The organism is Myroides oncorhynchi (assembly GCF_020905415.1).
GTDB classification, from domain to species: Bacteria; Bacteroidota; Bacteroidia; order Flavobacteriales; family Flavobacteriaceae; genus Flavobacterium; species Flavobacterium oncorhynchi_A.
On the sequence record NZ_JAJJMP010000001.1, the window covers coordinates 2,140,322 to 2,155,557 of the forward strand.

The window sequence follows — 15,236 nt, forward strand, 5'->3', positions numbered from 1 at the left end:
CAGTAATAAAAAAATAAACCATATAAATTTATGAGTATCATAAACAGCATATTAAAGGTTTTTGTCGGAGATAAATCAGAAAGAGATATCAAAGCAATCAAACCTTTAATTGAGAAAATAAAAACGTACGAAGGAGCTTTATCTAGCCTTTCTAACGATGAATTAAGAGCGAAGACAATTTACTTTAAAGAAAAAATCCAGCAGTCTAGAGCAGATCAAGATGCTAAAATAGCTTCTTACAAAGAGGAAATTGAAAAAACGCAAGATATCGATAAGAGAGAGTCAATGTATGCAAGCATTGATAGCTTAGAGAAAGAAGCTTATACTAACTCGGAGAAATTGTTGATGGATATTTTACCAGAAGCATTCGCTGTAGTAAAAGAAACTGCTCGTCGATTTAAAGAGAATGAAACTGTAGTTGTAACTGCGACAGAACAAGATAGAGCGTTTTCAGAAAGTAAATCTTATGTTTCTATTGAAGGAGATAAGGCGCTTTGGGCTAATACATGGTCAGCAGCGGGTAAACAAGTTACATGGGATATGATTCACTATGACGTACAGTTAATAGGTGGTATTGTATTGCACCAAGGTAAAATCGCTGAGATGCATACAGGGGAAGGAAAAACATTAGTAGCTACTTCTGCTTTATACTTAAATGCTTTAACAGGAAATGGAGTTCACTTAGTAACTGTGAATGATTATTTGGCAAAACGTGATAGTCAGTGGAAAGCACCATTGTTCGAGTTCCATGGTATGACAGTTGATTGTATCGATAATCACCAACCAAACTCTCCAGGAAGAAGAGCAGCTTATGCTTCTGATATTACTTATGGTACGAATAATGAATTTGGTTTTGACTACCTACGTGATAATATGGCTCATACTCCAGAAGAATTAGTACAGAGAAAACACAACTTCGCAATCGTAGATGAGGTGGATTCAGTATTAATTGATGATGCAAGAACGCCATTGATTATTTCTGGACCAGTTCCACAAGGAGATCGTCATGAATTTAACGAGCTAAAACCAGAAGTGGCTGAGTTAGTTGAAATGCAAAGAAAACTTGCAAATGGATTTTTAGCAGATGCTAAAAAGCTTATTCGTGAAGGAAATACAAAAGAAGGTGGATTCTTGTTGTTTAGAGCATATAGAAGTTTACCTAAGAATAAGGCGTTAATCAAATTCTTAAGTGAAGAAGGAGTAAAGCAATTACTTCAAAAAACAGAGAATTACTATATGCAGGACAACAATAGAGAAATGCATAAAGTAGATGAGGCGTTATATTTCGTTATTGAAGAGAAAAATAACCAAGTACAATTAACAGATCTTGGTATTCAATATTTATCAAAAGATACTGATCAAAGCTTCTTCGTGCTTCCAGATATTGGAGTGGAGATAGCAAAGATAGAAGCTAAGAACTTGTCAATCGATGAAGAAGCTGAAGCTAAAGAACTATTATTCCAAGATTTCGGTGTAAAAAGTGAGCGTATCCATACATTAAGTCAGTTATTAAAAGCATATACATTATTTGAAAAAGATACTGAATATGTGGTAATGGATAACAAGATTATGATCGTAGATGAGCAAACTGGACGTATCATGGATGGTCGTCGTTACTCAGATGGATTGCACCAAGCAATTGAGGCAAAAGAGAACGTGAAAATTGAGGCTGCTACTCAAACGTTCGCTACAATTACACTTCAGAATTACTTCCGTATGTATAATAAATTAGGAGGTATGACTGGTACTGCTATCACAGAAGCAGGTGAGTTCTTACAGATTTACAAATTAGATGTAGTAGAAATACCTACTAATAGAGGGATCGCTCGTGATGATAGGGAAGATAAGATTTATCGTTCAGTACGTGAGAAATACAAAGCTGTTATCGAAGATGTTGTAGAATTATCAAATGCAGGACGCCCTGTGTTGATTGGTACAACATCGGTTGAGATTTCTGAATTATTAAGTAGATCTTTAAAAATGCGTGGTATTAGACACAATGTGTTAAATGCTAAGTTACATAAACAAGAGGCTCAAATCGTAGAAGAGGCTGGTCAATCAGGTATTGTAACTATCGCTACAAATATGGCAGGACGTGGTACGGATATTAAATTATCTCAAGAGGTTAAAGACTTAGGAGGTTTAGCAATTATCGGTACAGAGCGCCATGATTCACGTCGTGTTGACCGTCAGTTAAGAGGTCGTGCAGGACGTCAAGGAGATCCAGGTAGTTCGCAGTTTTATGTGTCTTTAGAGGATAATTTAATGCGTTTGTTTGGTTCTGATAGAGTAGCAAAATTGATGGATAGAATGGGATTAGAAGATGGAGAAGTGATCCAACACTCTATGATGACTAAATCTATTGAGAGAGCTCAGAAAAAAGTAGAAGAGAATAACTATGGTATCCGTAAGCGTTTATTGGAGTATGATGACGTAATGAATGCTCAACGTGAAGTAATTTATAAACGTAGAAAGCACGCTTTATTCGGAGAACGTCTTAAGGTGGATATTGCAAATATGATGTTTGATTTATGTGAGCGTATCATCGAAACTAATAAATTAGCAAGTGATTATAAAAACTATGAGTTTGATGTTATTCGTAATTTCGGTACTAATATAGTTGTGAGTGAAGATGAATTTGCTAAAGGAGATGTTGTTGCGTTAGCTAATAAACAATATGATATCGTATTTAAAGCGTATTCTGAAAAATGTGAACGCAGTGCAGCTGAAGCTTTTAAAGTAATCAAGAATGTTTATGAAAATAATTCAGGACAATTTGAGCGTATTGTAGTTCCTTTTACTGATGGTGTTAAAACGATTAATATCGTTACGAATTTAGAAGAAGCTTATGCTACAAATGGTATGTCATTGATCAATGATTTTGAGAAAAACATTACATTGACTATTTTAGATGAAGCTTGGAAGAAGCATTTGAGAAAAATGGATGAGTTAAAGCAGTCAGTACAGTTAGCTGTTCATGAGCAAAAAGATCCATTATTGATCTATAAGTTTGAAGCATTCGAGTTGTTTAGAAAAACAATTTTTGAAATAGATTCAGAAGTTATGACTTTCTTGACAAGAGCAGATTTGCCTCAACAAGAACAACAAGTAGAAGAGATTTCTGAAGCTTAGGAAGTATAAAAAATATCTAATAGATATAAAGGAAAAAGACGTGTTTTAAGCACGTCTTTTTTTGTAGGTATAAGTAGGAAGGTGTTTTGCAAAGAATATCCTTAGAATAGCTGTATATGGTTGTGTGCTGGTGAGTATACTTTAATAAGTAATTATAAGATGTATTGCTTGTGGAGAGTATGTATAGATTAGTTGAGGTTGAAGTTATTCCTGTAAAGTATTTGAGTATATATTGTTTTAGTTGTTAAAGGTGTATAAGTGATTATTCCTTAAGTATTTTGGGGTAAGTAATGGATATAAAAAAAGGATTGATATATGTATCAATCCTTTTTTATATTTTAAAACGGTTTAGTTAGCAACCATTTCTAATTCAAAAACTAAATCTGTATTAGGAGGAATAACTCCACCAGCTCCAGCTTCTCCATAAGCTAAATGAGAAGGGATAAAGATAACTGCTTTATCTCCAATTTTCATTTGCTCTATTCCTTCGATGAAACCAGGTATTAAACCTGTTTTAGTACCATATTTAAAGGGAATTGGAGTGTATTGTTGTGCATTAGCTCTTCGTTGGTCAAATGTTCCAAAGGCTTTAGATAGCTCTGCGTTGCTTGAATCAAACATTAATCCATTCTCAAAGAAACCCGCGTAGTCAATCATTACTTCTTGTCCTACATTTGGTTTTTTACCTTGTGCATCTTTTATGATAACATAAGCAAGACCAGAGTGAGTTTTAGTAGCCTTAGCTTTTAATTCCATAAATTTAGTAGCGTATTCTTTTTGAGCATTTGCTACTTTGTCTTTTAATTCTTTTTTAGACTTATCTTCTTGTTCAAAATATTGTTTAAATACTTTAACAGCATTGAAAGCTTTAGCATCTTTACCAATTCTGATAATCTTTACAGATTCCATTTTGTCTCCTGGCGTAATCGAATTAACGATATCAAGACCTTTTACAGTATATCCAAACACAGAGTGCATTCCGTCTAAATGTGGAGTTGCTTTATGTGTGATAAAGAATTGACTTCCGTTTGTAAAAGGGCCACTGTTAGCCATAGATAATGTACCTGCTTTATCATGTTTTAAACTAGGGTCAAATTCATCTTTAAATACATAACCAGGACCACCTGAACCTGTTCCGCTAGGATCGCCTCCTTGAATAACAAAATTAGGTTCTACTCTGTGAAATGTAATTCCATCATAGTAAGGTTTGTCTTTGTATTGTTTGTCAACGAAAGGATTATTTCCTTCAGCAAGAGAAACAAAGTTTGCTACTGTTACAGGTGCCTTAGTGTATTCTAGTTCTACGATGATATTACCTTTATTCGTTTTGATATCAGCATATAAGCCATCAGGTAGATCTGATTTAGGTGAAGCGCAAGAAGTCACTAACGCTACTACACTTAGTATTAGAGTTGTCATTTTTTTCATATTAATTGGTTATTTTTTCTATTGATTTAAGATCAAGTGTAATTATTAGAGGTTGATTCTTATTTATTTTATTTTTATCTCCTAGATAGCTAAATGCTAAAGATGATGGTGTGAGTAATTTTATAGACTCATTGTTTTTCATTAATTTGATAGCATGTCTAAGTATTGGTAAGATATCTTCTTTGTCTACTACATAAGATAATACACCAACATCACTTTTAGAGTATAATAAGCTATCTTGTAAAGTACTGATTTGGTAAGTATACATGACTGTGTTTCCTTCTGTAGGCCTTATAGAATCATGAATTTTACGTTCTTCATAAGTATACCAAAAACCGTTTTTAGAATTTATATATGTATTTGTCTTATCAGTTTCGATGTATTTAGATATCAATTCTTCTTCACTCTTTACTATATCCATGTTTCTCATTGCAGAGCTTTGTATAACACTTTCTTTGGATTTAGAAATTGGTTTTCTGGTTTCTGCATTGTTATTACAACTAGATATAAAGATTGCCAAAAAGGCTAAATTTAGAAACTGAATAAATTTAGACATAGAATTCGTTTTTATGTTTTTTTATAATTTCAATAAATCTTGTAATAGTTTCATTAAGTGGTATTGTAGATTTTCCACCTGCAGCGTTTACATGTCCTCCACCTTCAAAATATTTACGAGCTAGTAAATTTACATCCATATTTCCTTGAGACCTTAGAGAGATTTTCACGATTCCTTCGTCTTTTCTTTCAATAAAAAAGAATGTTAAGTCAATCCCTTTAATAGATAGTCCATAATTTACAAAACCATCTGTATCTCCTTTTTGATGTTGGAACTCATTAAGCTCTTCATCCTTTAAGAATATGTAAGAAGTATTATATTCAGGTATTAATACCATGTTCTGTAACGCTCTACCCAATAGTTGTAATCTGTTGTAATTACTGTTGTCAAATAATGCGTTATGGATCGTAGGATTGTCAATTCCTTTGTCTATTAGATCTGCAACAACTCTATGAGTACTTGCATTTGTTTTAGGGAATCTAAATGAACCAGAATCAGTAACTATACCTGTGTAGATACAAGTAGCTGCTTCTTTACTGATTTTATTAGTTAAGTTTAGCTTTTGAAATATAGTATAAAGTAGTTCACAAGTGGAACCGAATTCAGGATGAGAGAATGTTAATTTCGCATAGTTTCCAGGCATTTGATGATGGTCAATCATTACAAAGGGAGCTTTCATTTTTTCAAGGACTTTTTCCATATCATCTCCCGTTCTTAGTAGAATATTGAAATCTAACGTAAAAATGTAATCACTATTAGTTAATAATTGAGTAGAGTAGTCTCTTTTACGATCAAATATAACTATGTCTTGAGTGCCTGGCATCCAAGTTAAAAAATGAGGGAAATCATTAGGAGATATCACATAAGGCTCATGACCTAATGCTTTTAATACATGATACAGTCCTAATGTAGAACCTATAGCGTCTCCATCAGGATTTCTATGGGGTATAATACTTATCTTTTTAGGAGCGCTTAAAATAGATTGTAGCTGCTCTATGTTTTTTTCATTCATCATATTGCGAAAATACATTATTTTAGAATATTAAATAATGATACTTAGGTTAAAATGATAAAAAGATACTTTAGTTTGTTTTGTATTTATTGAGCTAAAGCTTTTAATTCACTTTTATCTTTTAGAATGATTTTTTTACCAGCTAGTTCTATAACACCATCTTTTTTAAGTTCAGAAAGTAATCGTATACAGCTTTCGGTAGCAGTACCTACCATGTTAGCCAAGTCTTCTCTAGATAGTTGGATATTTAAAGCGTTGTTTTCTTTATTTATGCCTCCAATTTCTTCTAGTTTCAATAAGATGATAGCGAGTCTTTCTTTTACAGTCTTATGTGTATGATCAGCAAGCCCCTTATCAGCATCCTTTAAGTGATTGCAAATATCTCTGGTAACAAGTAATGAGAATTTATTGTTATCAGTAAAGTAATCCATCATCTCTTTTTTAGGAATAAAACAAATTTGCATATCCTCAATAGCAGTAGCGGTAAGGTTTGAAGTCTCTTCGTTGATAATTGATCGTTGACCTAGTAAATCACCATTTTTAGCAAGTTTTACAATAGTGTCTTTTCCATTAGAGTTAAGTTTGGTTAATTTACAAAAACCATCTTTTATACAATAAACACCATTAAGATTATCTCCTTCTGTAAAGAGTATTTCACCTTTTTTTACGATAAAGTGAGTTTTAGTTTCAGAGATTGTCAAAAGTTCCTCTCTTGTTAAGGCTTTTAAAGAACTAAATTCTCTAATTATACACTGTTCACATCTGCCCATGACCACGTAGATTTGTTAAAATAACTTGACAAAGATAGTGTTTTTTTATGATAAATGTCATATATTCTGCATTATAAAACTTAGACCTTTGATATAGGTAAAATGAGCAAATATTTATGAGTAATAATACATGTTATCACTGTGGTAATGAGGTTACTACATTTAATCGTATTAGTTTTGATAGTAAGGAGTTCTGTTGTAATGGATGTAAGACAGTTTATGAGATTTTCAGTGAAAATGATCTAAGTTGTTATTATGATATGGAAATTACACCAGGAGCTACTCCTGAGGAGGCATATGGGAAGTATGATTTTTTAAGTAAAACAGATATAATTAGTAAGTTATTAGAGTTTAACGAAGGGAGTACGTGTATTGTATCTCTTTATATACCACATATTCATTGTAGTTCGTGTATCTGGATTTTAGAAAATCTCCATCGACTTAATAAAGGAGTGATAAGAGTTTTGGTGAATTTTCCAGAGAAAAAAGCTACCATTACATTTAATTCTGAAAAAGTAACTTTAAAAGAGCTTGTACTATTACTTGCTAAGATTGGATATGAACCTTACATTAGTTTGAAGAATTATGAGGATAAACCACAATCTGTTGATAGAAGTTTGATTTATAAAATTGGTATTGCTTTCTTTAGTTTTGGTAATGTTATGATGTTATCATTTCCTGAATATTTTAATATTGATGATATTTGGATGAGAGAGTACAAAGACTTTTTTAGGTGGATGATTTTAATTATTTCATTGCCTGTGTTTTTTTACTCTGCATCACCTTACCATTTAGCAGCCTGGAAGGGAATTAAAACTAAGAATTATACTATTGATATTCCTATGTCTTTGGGAATTATTGTCATGTTTATACGCAGTACAATTGATATTGTGTTTGATTTAGGACCAGGTTTTTTTGATAGTATGACAATGTTGGTTTTCTTTATGTTATTAGGGAAGTTATTTCAACAACGCACATATAACTTTTTGTCATTTGAAAGAGATTATAAATCATATTTTCCTATTGCAATTACTAAATTAGGTGTTGATGGCCTCGAGGAACCTATTCAAGTTTATGAAGTTGTTAAAGGAGATCGTTTGTTAATCAGAAATCAAGAACTTGTACCTGTTGATTCTATTTTGATTTCTGATTCAGCTTTTATCGATTATAGTTTTGTGACAGGTGAAGCTGTTCCTGTGGAGAAAAAATCTGGTGATAAAGTTTATGCTGGAGGGAAGCAAGTAGGAGATGTTGTCGAAGTTGAAGCGGTTAATACAGTTTCTCAAAGTTACTTGACGCAATTATGGAGTAATGACGTCTTTCAGAAAAAAGTTGAAATGAAGTATAAGACGATTACGGATACTGTTAGCCATTATTTCACTCCAGTTCTTTTATTGATTTCTTTTTTAGCTTTTGTAGGTTGGGCCTTTGTAGATTTAAATGCTGCTTTTAATGTATTTACGGCAATTTTAATTGTTGCTTGTCCTTGTGCATTAGCTTTGACAGCTCCTTTTACATTAGGTAATGCTATCCGTATATATGGAAGGAACAGGTTTTACTTGAAAAATGTTACCGTTGTTGAGCAGATGGCTAAAGTGAATACAATAGTATTTGATAAAACGGGAACCATTACAACAAATGTAAATTCTACTATTTCGTATATCGGAGAAGAATTATCTAAAGAGCAACAAAGTGATATTAGAAATATTATTCGTGCGTCAAATCACCCTTTAAGCCGTAAATTATATAATTTTTTGTCAACGAAAATAATTGCAAAACCTGATTTTTTTGAAGAGATACCTGGACAAGGCTTGGTTGGGGTTATGAATGGAGTTAAATATTTGATAGGTTCTCCTAAGTTATTGGGAATTGAAAAAGAGAGTGTTTTAAATGAAACTTCTGTACATATTCAAATAGATAATTTGTATAAGGGGAAATTTGTATTTGCTAATCATTATAGAGAGGGACTTACAGAATTATTTGAAAACTTAACAGATTTGGAGTATAAGTTGGTGATTTTATCTGGTGATAATGATGGAGAGCAGGCCATTTTAAAAGCTATGCTTCCTTCTTCTAGTATGTTGGTATTTAATCAAAAACCAGAAGAGAAGCTGGAATATATTAAGCGGCTGCAGGCTAATGGTAGCAATGTGATGATGGTTGGTGATGGTTTAAATGATGCAGGTGCTTTAGCACAAAGTAATGTAGGAGTTTCTGTTTCTGAAAATGTTAATGTGTTTACACCTGCAAGTGATGCAATTTTGGATGCTAAAATGTTTGTATATCTAAAGTCATTCTTAAATTATTCAAAGAAATCTGTTAAAATTATTAAATTAAGTTATATCTTAGCTTTGAGCTATAACGTAATAGGAATTACTGTTTCTATAATGAATAAGATGTCTCCTTTAGTTGCAGCTATTTTAATGCCAATAAGTACGATATCTATTATAAGTTTTGTAACAATATTGAGTAATTACTTTGCTAGGAAGATAATAAAGAAAGATTAAAACAAAAAGCATAAATATGATAGTTATCATGTTTTTAGGCGTAATAGAATGTTAATTTTGACAAGTAAATATAAGGTATGAGTGTTATATATTTCTTAATAAGTATCAGTGTAGTAGTAGCTGGTATTTTTCTGTACTTATTTATTAGGTCAGTTAAAAGTGGGCAATTTGATGATGCTTACACACCATCAGTACGTATGCTGTTCGATGACGAAGTTAAAGTTAGTCCTAGACAATCAGAAGACAAAAAAAACAATAATAAACAAAAAGAAAATCAAATATAAACAACTATGGAAGTGCAACAATTTTATTATGACAACAAAATTGTAAAGAAATTTCTTTATGCTTCAATCTTCTTTGGAGCTGTCGGAATGCTAGTAGGATTACTTTTAGCAGTGATGTTTATATTTCCCAATTTGACAGATGGAATATCTTGGTTGAGTTTTGGGAGATTACGTCCATTGCATACAAATGCCGTGATTTTTGCGTTCGTTGGTAACGCAATCTTTGGTGGTATTTACTATTCTTTACAAAGGTTATGTAAAGCCAGAATGTATAGCGACTTTTTAAGTAAGCTTCACTTTTACGGATGGCAATTAATTTTAATCGGTGCTGTTATTACCTTACCATTAGGGTATACAACATCAAAAGAGTATGCTGAATTAGAATGGCCTATCGATATCGCTATCGCGTTAATCTGGGTGACATTTGGTGTAAATATGATTATGACAATCATCAAAAGAAGAGAACGTCATATTTATGTTGCCATTTGGTTCTACTTAGCAACTTTCGTTACTGTAGCTGTGCTACATATCTTTAACTCATTAGAGTTGCCTGTAAATGCTCTTAAATCTTACTCTGTATACGCTGGGGTACAAGATGCATTAGTGCAGTGGTGGTATGGTCACAATGCTGTAGCATTCTTCTTAACAACACCTTTCTTAGGTTTAATGTATTATTATTTACCAAAAGCAGCTAATAGACCTGTTTATTCATATAGACTTTCTATTATTCACTTCTGGTCATTAATTTTCTTATATATCTGGGCAGGACCTCACCACCTATTGTATTCAGCATTACCAGAATGGGCTCAAAACTTAGGAGTTGTATTCTCAGTTATGTTAATTGCTCCATCTTGGGGAGGTATGATCAACGGTCTTTTAACTCTTCGTGGAGTTTGGGATAAAGTTAGAGTTGATCCTGTGTTAAAATTCTTCGTAGTAGGTATTACTGGTTATGGTATGGCTACATTCGAAGGACCAATGTTATCGTTAAAGAACGTGAACGCTATTGCTCACTATACTGACTGGATCGTAGCTCACGTACACGTTGGTGCATTAGCATGGAACGGATTCATGACATTCGGTATGGTATATTGGTTAATACCTAGAATGGTAAAAACAGAATTATACTCTAAGGCGGCAGCTAACTTCCACTTCTGGATTGGTACTTTAGGTATTATTTTATATACTATTCCTTTATACGTTGCTGGTTTCTCTCAACACTTAATGTGGAAAGATTTTAACCCAGACGGTACTTTAAAGTATGGTAACTTCTTAGAAACTGTAACTGCTATTATGCCGATGTATGCAATGCGTGCTATCGGAGGTACATTATATTTAGCTGGAGTATTAGTGTTAATTTATAACATTTATAAAACAGTAAGAGCTGGTCAACCAGTTGAAGATGAATTAGCTGAAGCTCCTGCATTACAAAGAATTTCTGCTGGTAGATTAAAAGGTGAAGGATGGCATACTCATTTGGAGAGAAGACCTATCCAGTTTACTATCTTAACTACAGTAGCTATTTTAATAGGTGGTTTAGTTCAAATCGTTCCTACAATATTTGTGAAATCAAATATACCTACTATTACAAGTGTGAAACCATATACTCCATTAGAGTTAGAAGGTAGAGATCTTTATATTAGAGAAGGATGTGTTGGGTGTCACTCACAAATGATTCGTCCATTCCGTTCTGAAGTAGAGAGATATGGAGAGTATTCTAAATCTGGAGAATATGTATATGATCATCCATTCCTATGGGGATCTAAGAGAACAGGTCCAGATTTATTTAGAGTTGGTGGAAAGTATTCAGACAGTTGGCATTATAACCATATGTATGATCCACAATCAACGTCTCCGAATTCAATTATGCCAGGTTATAAATGGTTATTTGCAAATAAAAATGCTAACTACACTGAGATTGAAACTAAAATGAGTGTAATGAGAACTTTAGGTGTTCCATATACTGATGAGGATATTGCTGGTGCACAAGCTTCTATTAAGAAACAATCTGAAGAAATTGCTAAGAACCTAGAAGGTGATCCTGACTACGTTAAATCTTATGAAGATAGCAAAAAGCGTTCTGCAGAGAGAGGTGAAGAGTTTGTACCAATGAGTAATCGTGAGATTGTAGCTGTAATTGCATATCTACAACGTTTAGGTACTGACATAAAAAAAGTAGAAGAATAATATTTTAAAATGAATCAATATGCTAAAATTCATTAAACATAATATGGAAACGATAGGTGGAGTGGAGATATTTCCTATTATATCACTTATCATTTTCTTTACATTCTTTATGGGTCTGTTTATTTGGGTAGCTACTTATAAGAAAGAGACGATTGAAGAATTGAGCAATATGCCATTCATGGATGATGAAGCGCACAATGTTGATAGTAATTCAGAAAAATTATGAAAAAGTTTTTTCCAGTATATGTAAGAGTTCCTCTGCTATTTGCCATATTCTTTTTTGCGATCGAATGGTTAGTTAGAGGAGACAGTGATAAGCCTGCCTTTATGGAGCATCCTGTTGTGCTTATTTTATTAGGTTTGTTTTTATTCGCATTGATCGCTGTAGAAATTGTAGCGTCGGCAACGAGTAAAATTATGGATCGTTTAATGACTCCTGAAGAAAGAGCTCAGAAAGCTACAGAAGCTAGTCTTCCTTTTTCTGAAACTCCTTGGGTGAAACGTTTAATGCAAAAATTAACTAGCACTAAAACGATAGCGCAAGAATCAGATATTATGATGGATCATGATTATGATGGTATTAAAGAGTTAGATAATGAATTACCACCATGGTGGGTTGGGCTATTCTATGTAACTGCAATATTTGCTGTTATTTATCTGCTTCGTTACCATGTGTTTGAAGGAGATAACCAAATAGCTGAGTTTGAGAAAGAAATGATAGCTGCTAAAGAACAAGTCGAAGAGTATAAGAAAAATGCTCCAGATATGTTGACAGCAGATCAAGCTGTATTCTCTGATGAGGCAGCTGTATTATCAGCAGGTAAAGCACTATTTGATACAAACTGTGCTGTATGTCATAAAACTGATGGAGGTGGTTCTATCGGACCGAACCTAACTGATGATCACTGGATTTTAGGAGGAGGTATGAAAAATATTTTTAATACTATTTCTGAAGGTGGACGTCCAGGTAAAGGAATGGTACCTTGGAAAACTAATTTCAAACCTGCAGAGATTGAGAAATTAGCTTCATATATCATTTCATTAAATGGTACTACACCTGCTGAACCAAAAGCAGCAGAAGGTGATATCATTTGGTCTAAAGCAGAATTAAGTGGTGATAAGGCTGTTGAAGTGGCTCCTGCGACTGAAGTAGCACCTGTAACTGAGGAAGTAGCTCCAGAAGAAGCAAAATAATAATAGACTAGTATAGTGCTATAGTTAATAAAAGTACTTTTATTAGGTACACACATACTGGTTCAAAAGATAAGAGGGCTAATATTATATATTTTAGCCCTCTTTTATACAATTATTTTAAAATAGCTTTTTTAGACTAAAGATTGTAAAATTCGTTAGATTCTTTCTTTAGTTTGAATCTTTAGCTTTATAAGTTGCAAGATTTGACTTATTTAGTTTGTTTGTGTTAATAAAACGTTGTAGTGATGTTTTTTTAAGGTTTTAAATGTCTTTTTTAGTTGTGATTTTCGTAACTTTATAGTGTTGTTATTTAGGTCTTGCAAAACTATTTTCTCTAAAAAGAAAACAGTTTTGATAGAATCAAAATAATTGATGATATTATAATTTACAAGGTAAGTTACTTTAATAGGTATGAGTAAAATCCTTTTTTAAAACGTTTACTTTCAGTTGTTAATTGACATATTTATTTAGTCAATTTAATAGGTATTGAAAGGATAATTATTTACTTGTTTTATGATTTTATATTTAAACTTTAACTAGGTAGATATTGAAGTTAGAAAGTATAAGAAATCTAGTAAGCGACAATATTATTGGGTTTCTTTAGTAGCATTTTAATGCTAAATTTTTTGTGCTAATCAGCACTGTAATAAACTAACATAATAAGAATTGAATTATAGGGAATATAGTCCTATAATTCACATGAAAAAACATTTACTATGGCTACAATACATGATGAGAGTTTTCGTGACTCCATAGGTACAATTGACAAAGATGGTAAGAGAGCTTGGATTTATCCAAAGAAACCTTCTGGGCCTTTTTATAATAAACGTAAAATCGTTAGTTACGTTTTAATCTTCTTTCTTTTCGTGGCACCATTTATTAAATTAAATGGAAATCAGTTTTTACTGTTTAATGTTATCGACAGAAAGTTTAATATTTTTGGGTTTCCTTTTTGGCCTCAGGATTTTTATCTTATCGTTATATCTATTATTATAGGTGTTGTATTCGTTACTTTATTTACGGTTTCCTTTGGACGTATTTTCTGTGGATGGATTTGTCCTCAGACTATCTTTATGGAAATGGTGTTTAGACGTATAGAGTACTGGATAGATGGTGATAGAGGAGCCCAAGTGCGCTTAGATAAACAAGCTTGGAACTCAGAGAAAATTAGAAAGAGATTATTAAAGTGGTTTATTTTCTTTTTTATCTCGTTCTTGATTGCTAATGTTTTCTTAGCTTATATTATTGGAGGTGATGTTGTTATTCAGATGATGGTCGATGGTCCTGCTAATCATATGGGACGTTTTGTAGGGCTAATTATTTTTACAGCAGTATTCTACTTTGTGTTTACTTGGTTTAGAGAACAGGTGTGTATTATAGCTTGTCCTTATGGTCGACTACAAGGAGTTCTTTTAGATAATAAATCTATTATTGTTGCTTATGACCACGTACGAGGTGAGGCAGAAAATGGTAGAGCTAAATTTAAAAAAGGAATTGATAGAGCAGCTGAGGGAATAGGTGATTGTATTGACTGTAAGCAATGTGTGAACGTTTGTCCAACAGGTATAGATATTCGTAATGGTACTCAGTTAGAGTGTGTGAACTGTACTGCTTGTATAGATGAATGTGATCATATGATGGATAGTGTAGGAATGCCTAGAGGGTTAATTCGCTATGCTTCTGAATCTGAAATATCTGAGGGTACTAAGTTTAAGTTTAGTCTACGTCAGAAGGGATACGTTGTTGTATTATGTATTTTAAGTACTATTTTAGTAGGATTACTATTCTTAAGAACAGATATTGAAGCAACTGTATTGCGTGTAGCTGGACAAACATATTCTCATATTACTATAGACGATAAAGAAAATATCAGAAACGTTTATACTTTCAAAGTTGTTAATAAAACAATGAAAGATTTTGATGATATTACTTTTAAATTAAGTGCTCCTGAAAGCGGTGTGATTACTATGATTGGAAAACCTATTATTAAAGTAGAGAAAGAAGGTTATGCTGAAGGTACCATGTTTATTGACGTTCCTAAATATGTTTTAGAAAGTCATAGAACTAAAGTTAAGATAGAGGTCTATAATAGTGGTAAGTTGATTCAAACTACATCTACTAATTTCTTAGGCCCTAGAACATTGGATTAATATTAAAATTTGTTAG

Annotated in this window: 11 protein-coding genes; 7 read left to right on the forward strand and 4 right to left on the reverse strand. The window is 32.6% G+C overall.

Annotated elements, in window-relative coordinates; all coding sequences use genetic code 11:
• Window positions 1-30: 30 nt before the first annotated feature.
• A complete protein-coding gene (gene secA / locus LNQ81_RS09470; RefSeq protein WP_229946184.1) occupies window positions 31-3,132 on the forward strand; it encodes a preprotein translocase subunit SecA in 3,102 nt (1,033 codons plus the stop codon).
• A gap of 348 nt (window positions 3,133-3,480) precedes the next feature.
• Here the strand turns inward: secA and LNQ81_RS09475 are convergent, their stop codons facing one another.
• The 4 genes from LNQ81_RS09475 to LNQ81_RS09490 form a co-directional block, all read right to left on the reverse strand.
• The gene (locus LNQ81_RS09475) at window positions 3,481-4,560 is read right to left on the reverse strand and encodes a peptidylprolyl isomerase (RefSeq protein WP_229946186.1); all 1,080 of its coding nucleotides are present in this window, start codon (window positions 4,558-4,560) and stop codon (window positions 3,481-3,483) included.
• Window position 4,561: 1 nt separating this feature from the next.
• On the reverse strand, window positions 4,562-5,116 hold the full coding sequence (gldI, locus tag LNQ81_RS09480; protein WP_229946188.1) for a gliding motility-associated peptidyl-prolyl isomerase GldI: 555 nt from the start codon (window positions 5,114-5,116) through the stop codon (window positions 4,562-4,564).
• Window positions 5,109-6,131: a DHH family phosphoesterase gene (locus LNQ81_RS09485; protein WP_229946191.1), complete on the reverse strand. Its 1,023-nt coding sequence runs from the start codon at window positions 6,129-6,131 to the stop codon at window positions 5,109-5,111. The genes gldI and LNQ81_RS09485 overlap by 8 nt, the downstream gene beginning before the upstream one ends.
• A gap of 83 nt (window positions 6,132-6,214) precedes the next feature.
• Window positions 6,215-6,898, reverse strand: a complete 684-nt coding sequence (locus LNQ81_RS09490; protein ID WP_229946195.1) for a Crp/Fnr family transcriptional regulator — start codon at window positions 6,896-6,898, stop codon at window positions 6,215-6,217.
• 116 nt (window positions 6,899-7,014) lie between these two features.
• Between LNQ81_RS09490 and LNQ81_RS09495 the strand changes: the two genes are divergently transcribed.
• From LNQ81_RS09495 to ccoG, 6 genes are all read left to right on the forward strand, one after another.
• On the forward strand, window positions 7,015-9,405 hold the full coding sequence (locus LNQ81_RS09495) for a heavy metal translocating P-type ATPase (protein WP_229946196.1): 2,391 nt from the start codon (window positions 7,015-7,017) through the stop codon (window positions 9,403-9,405).
• 77 nt (window positions 9,406-9,482) lie between these two features.
• Window positions 9,483-9,689 (forward strand): cbb3-type cytochrome oxidase assembly protein CcoS, encoded by a 207-nt coding sequence (ccoS, locus tag LNQ81_RS09500; RefSeq protein WP_229946197.1) that lies wholly within the window; start codon window positions 9,483-9,485, stop codon window positions 9,687-9,689.
• A 6-nt stretch (window positions 9,690-9,695) separates the two neighbouring features.
• Window positions 9,696-11,876, forward strand: coding sequence for a cytochrome-c oxidase, cbb3-type subunit I (gene ccoN, locus LNQ81_RS09505; RefSeq protein WP_229946198.1), 2,181 nt, complete (start codon window positions 9,696-9,698; stop codon window positions 11,874-11,876).
• Window positions 11,877-11,895: 19 nt separating this feature from the next.
• The gene (locus LNQ81_RS09510; RefSeq protein ID WP_121967430.1) at window positions 11,896-12,102 is read left to right on the forward strand and encodes a CcoQ/FixQ family Cbb3-type cytochrome c oxidase assembly chaperone; all 207 of its coding nucleotides are present in this window, start codon (window positions 11,896-11,898) and stop codon (window positions 12,100-12,102) included.
• Entirely contained in the window at window positions 12,099-13,070 is a 972-nt protein-coding gene (locus tag LNQ81_RS09515; protein WP_229946199.1) for a cbb3-type cytochrome c oxidase N-terminal domain-containing protein, read from the forward strand. The genes LNQ81_RS09510 and LNQ81_RS09515 overlap by 4 nt, the downstream gene beginning before the upstream one ends.
• A 716-nt stretch (window positions 13,071-13,786) precedes the next feature.
• A complete protein-coding gene (gene ccoG / locus LNQ81_RS09520; protein WP_229946201.1) occupies window positions 13,787-15,220 on the forward strand; it encodes a cytochrome c oxidase accessory protein CcoG in 1,434 nt (477 codons plus the stop codon).
• Window positions 15,221-15,236: the final 16 nt, after the last annotated feature.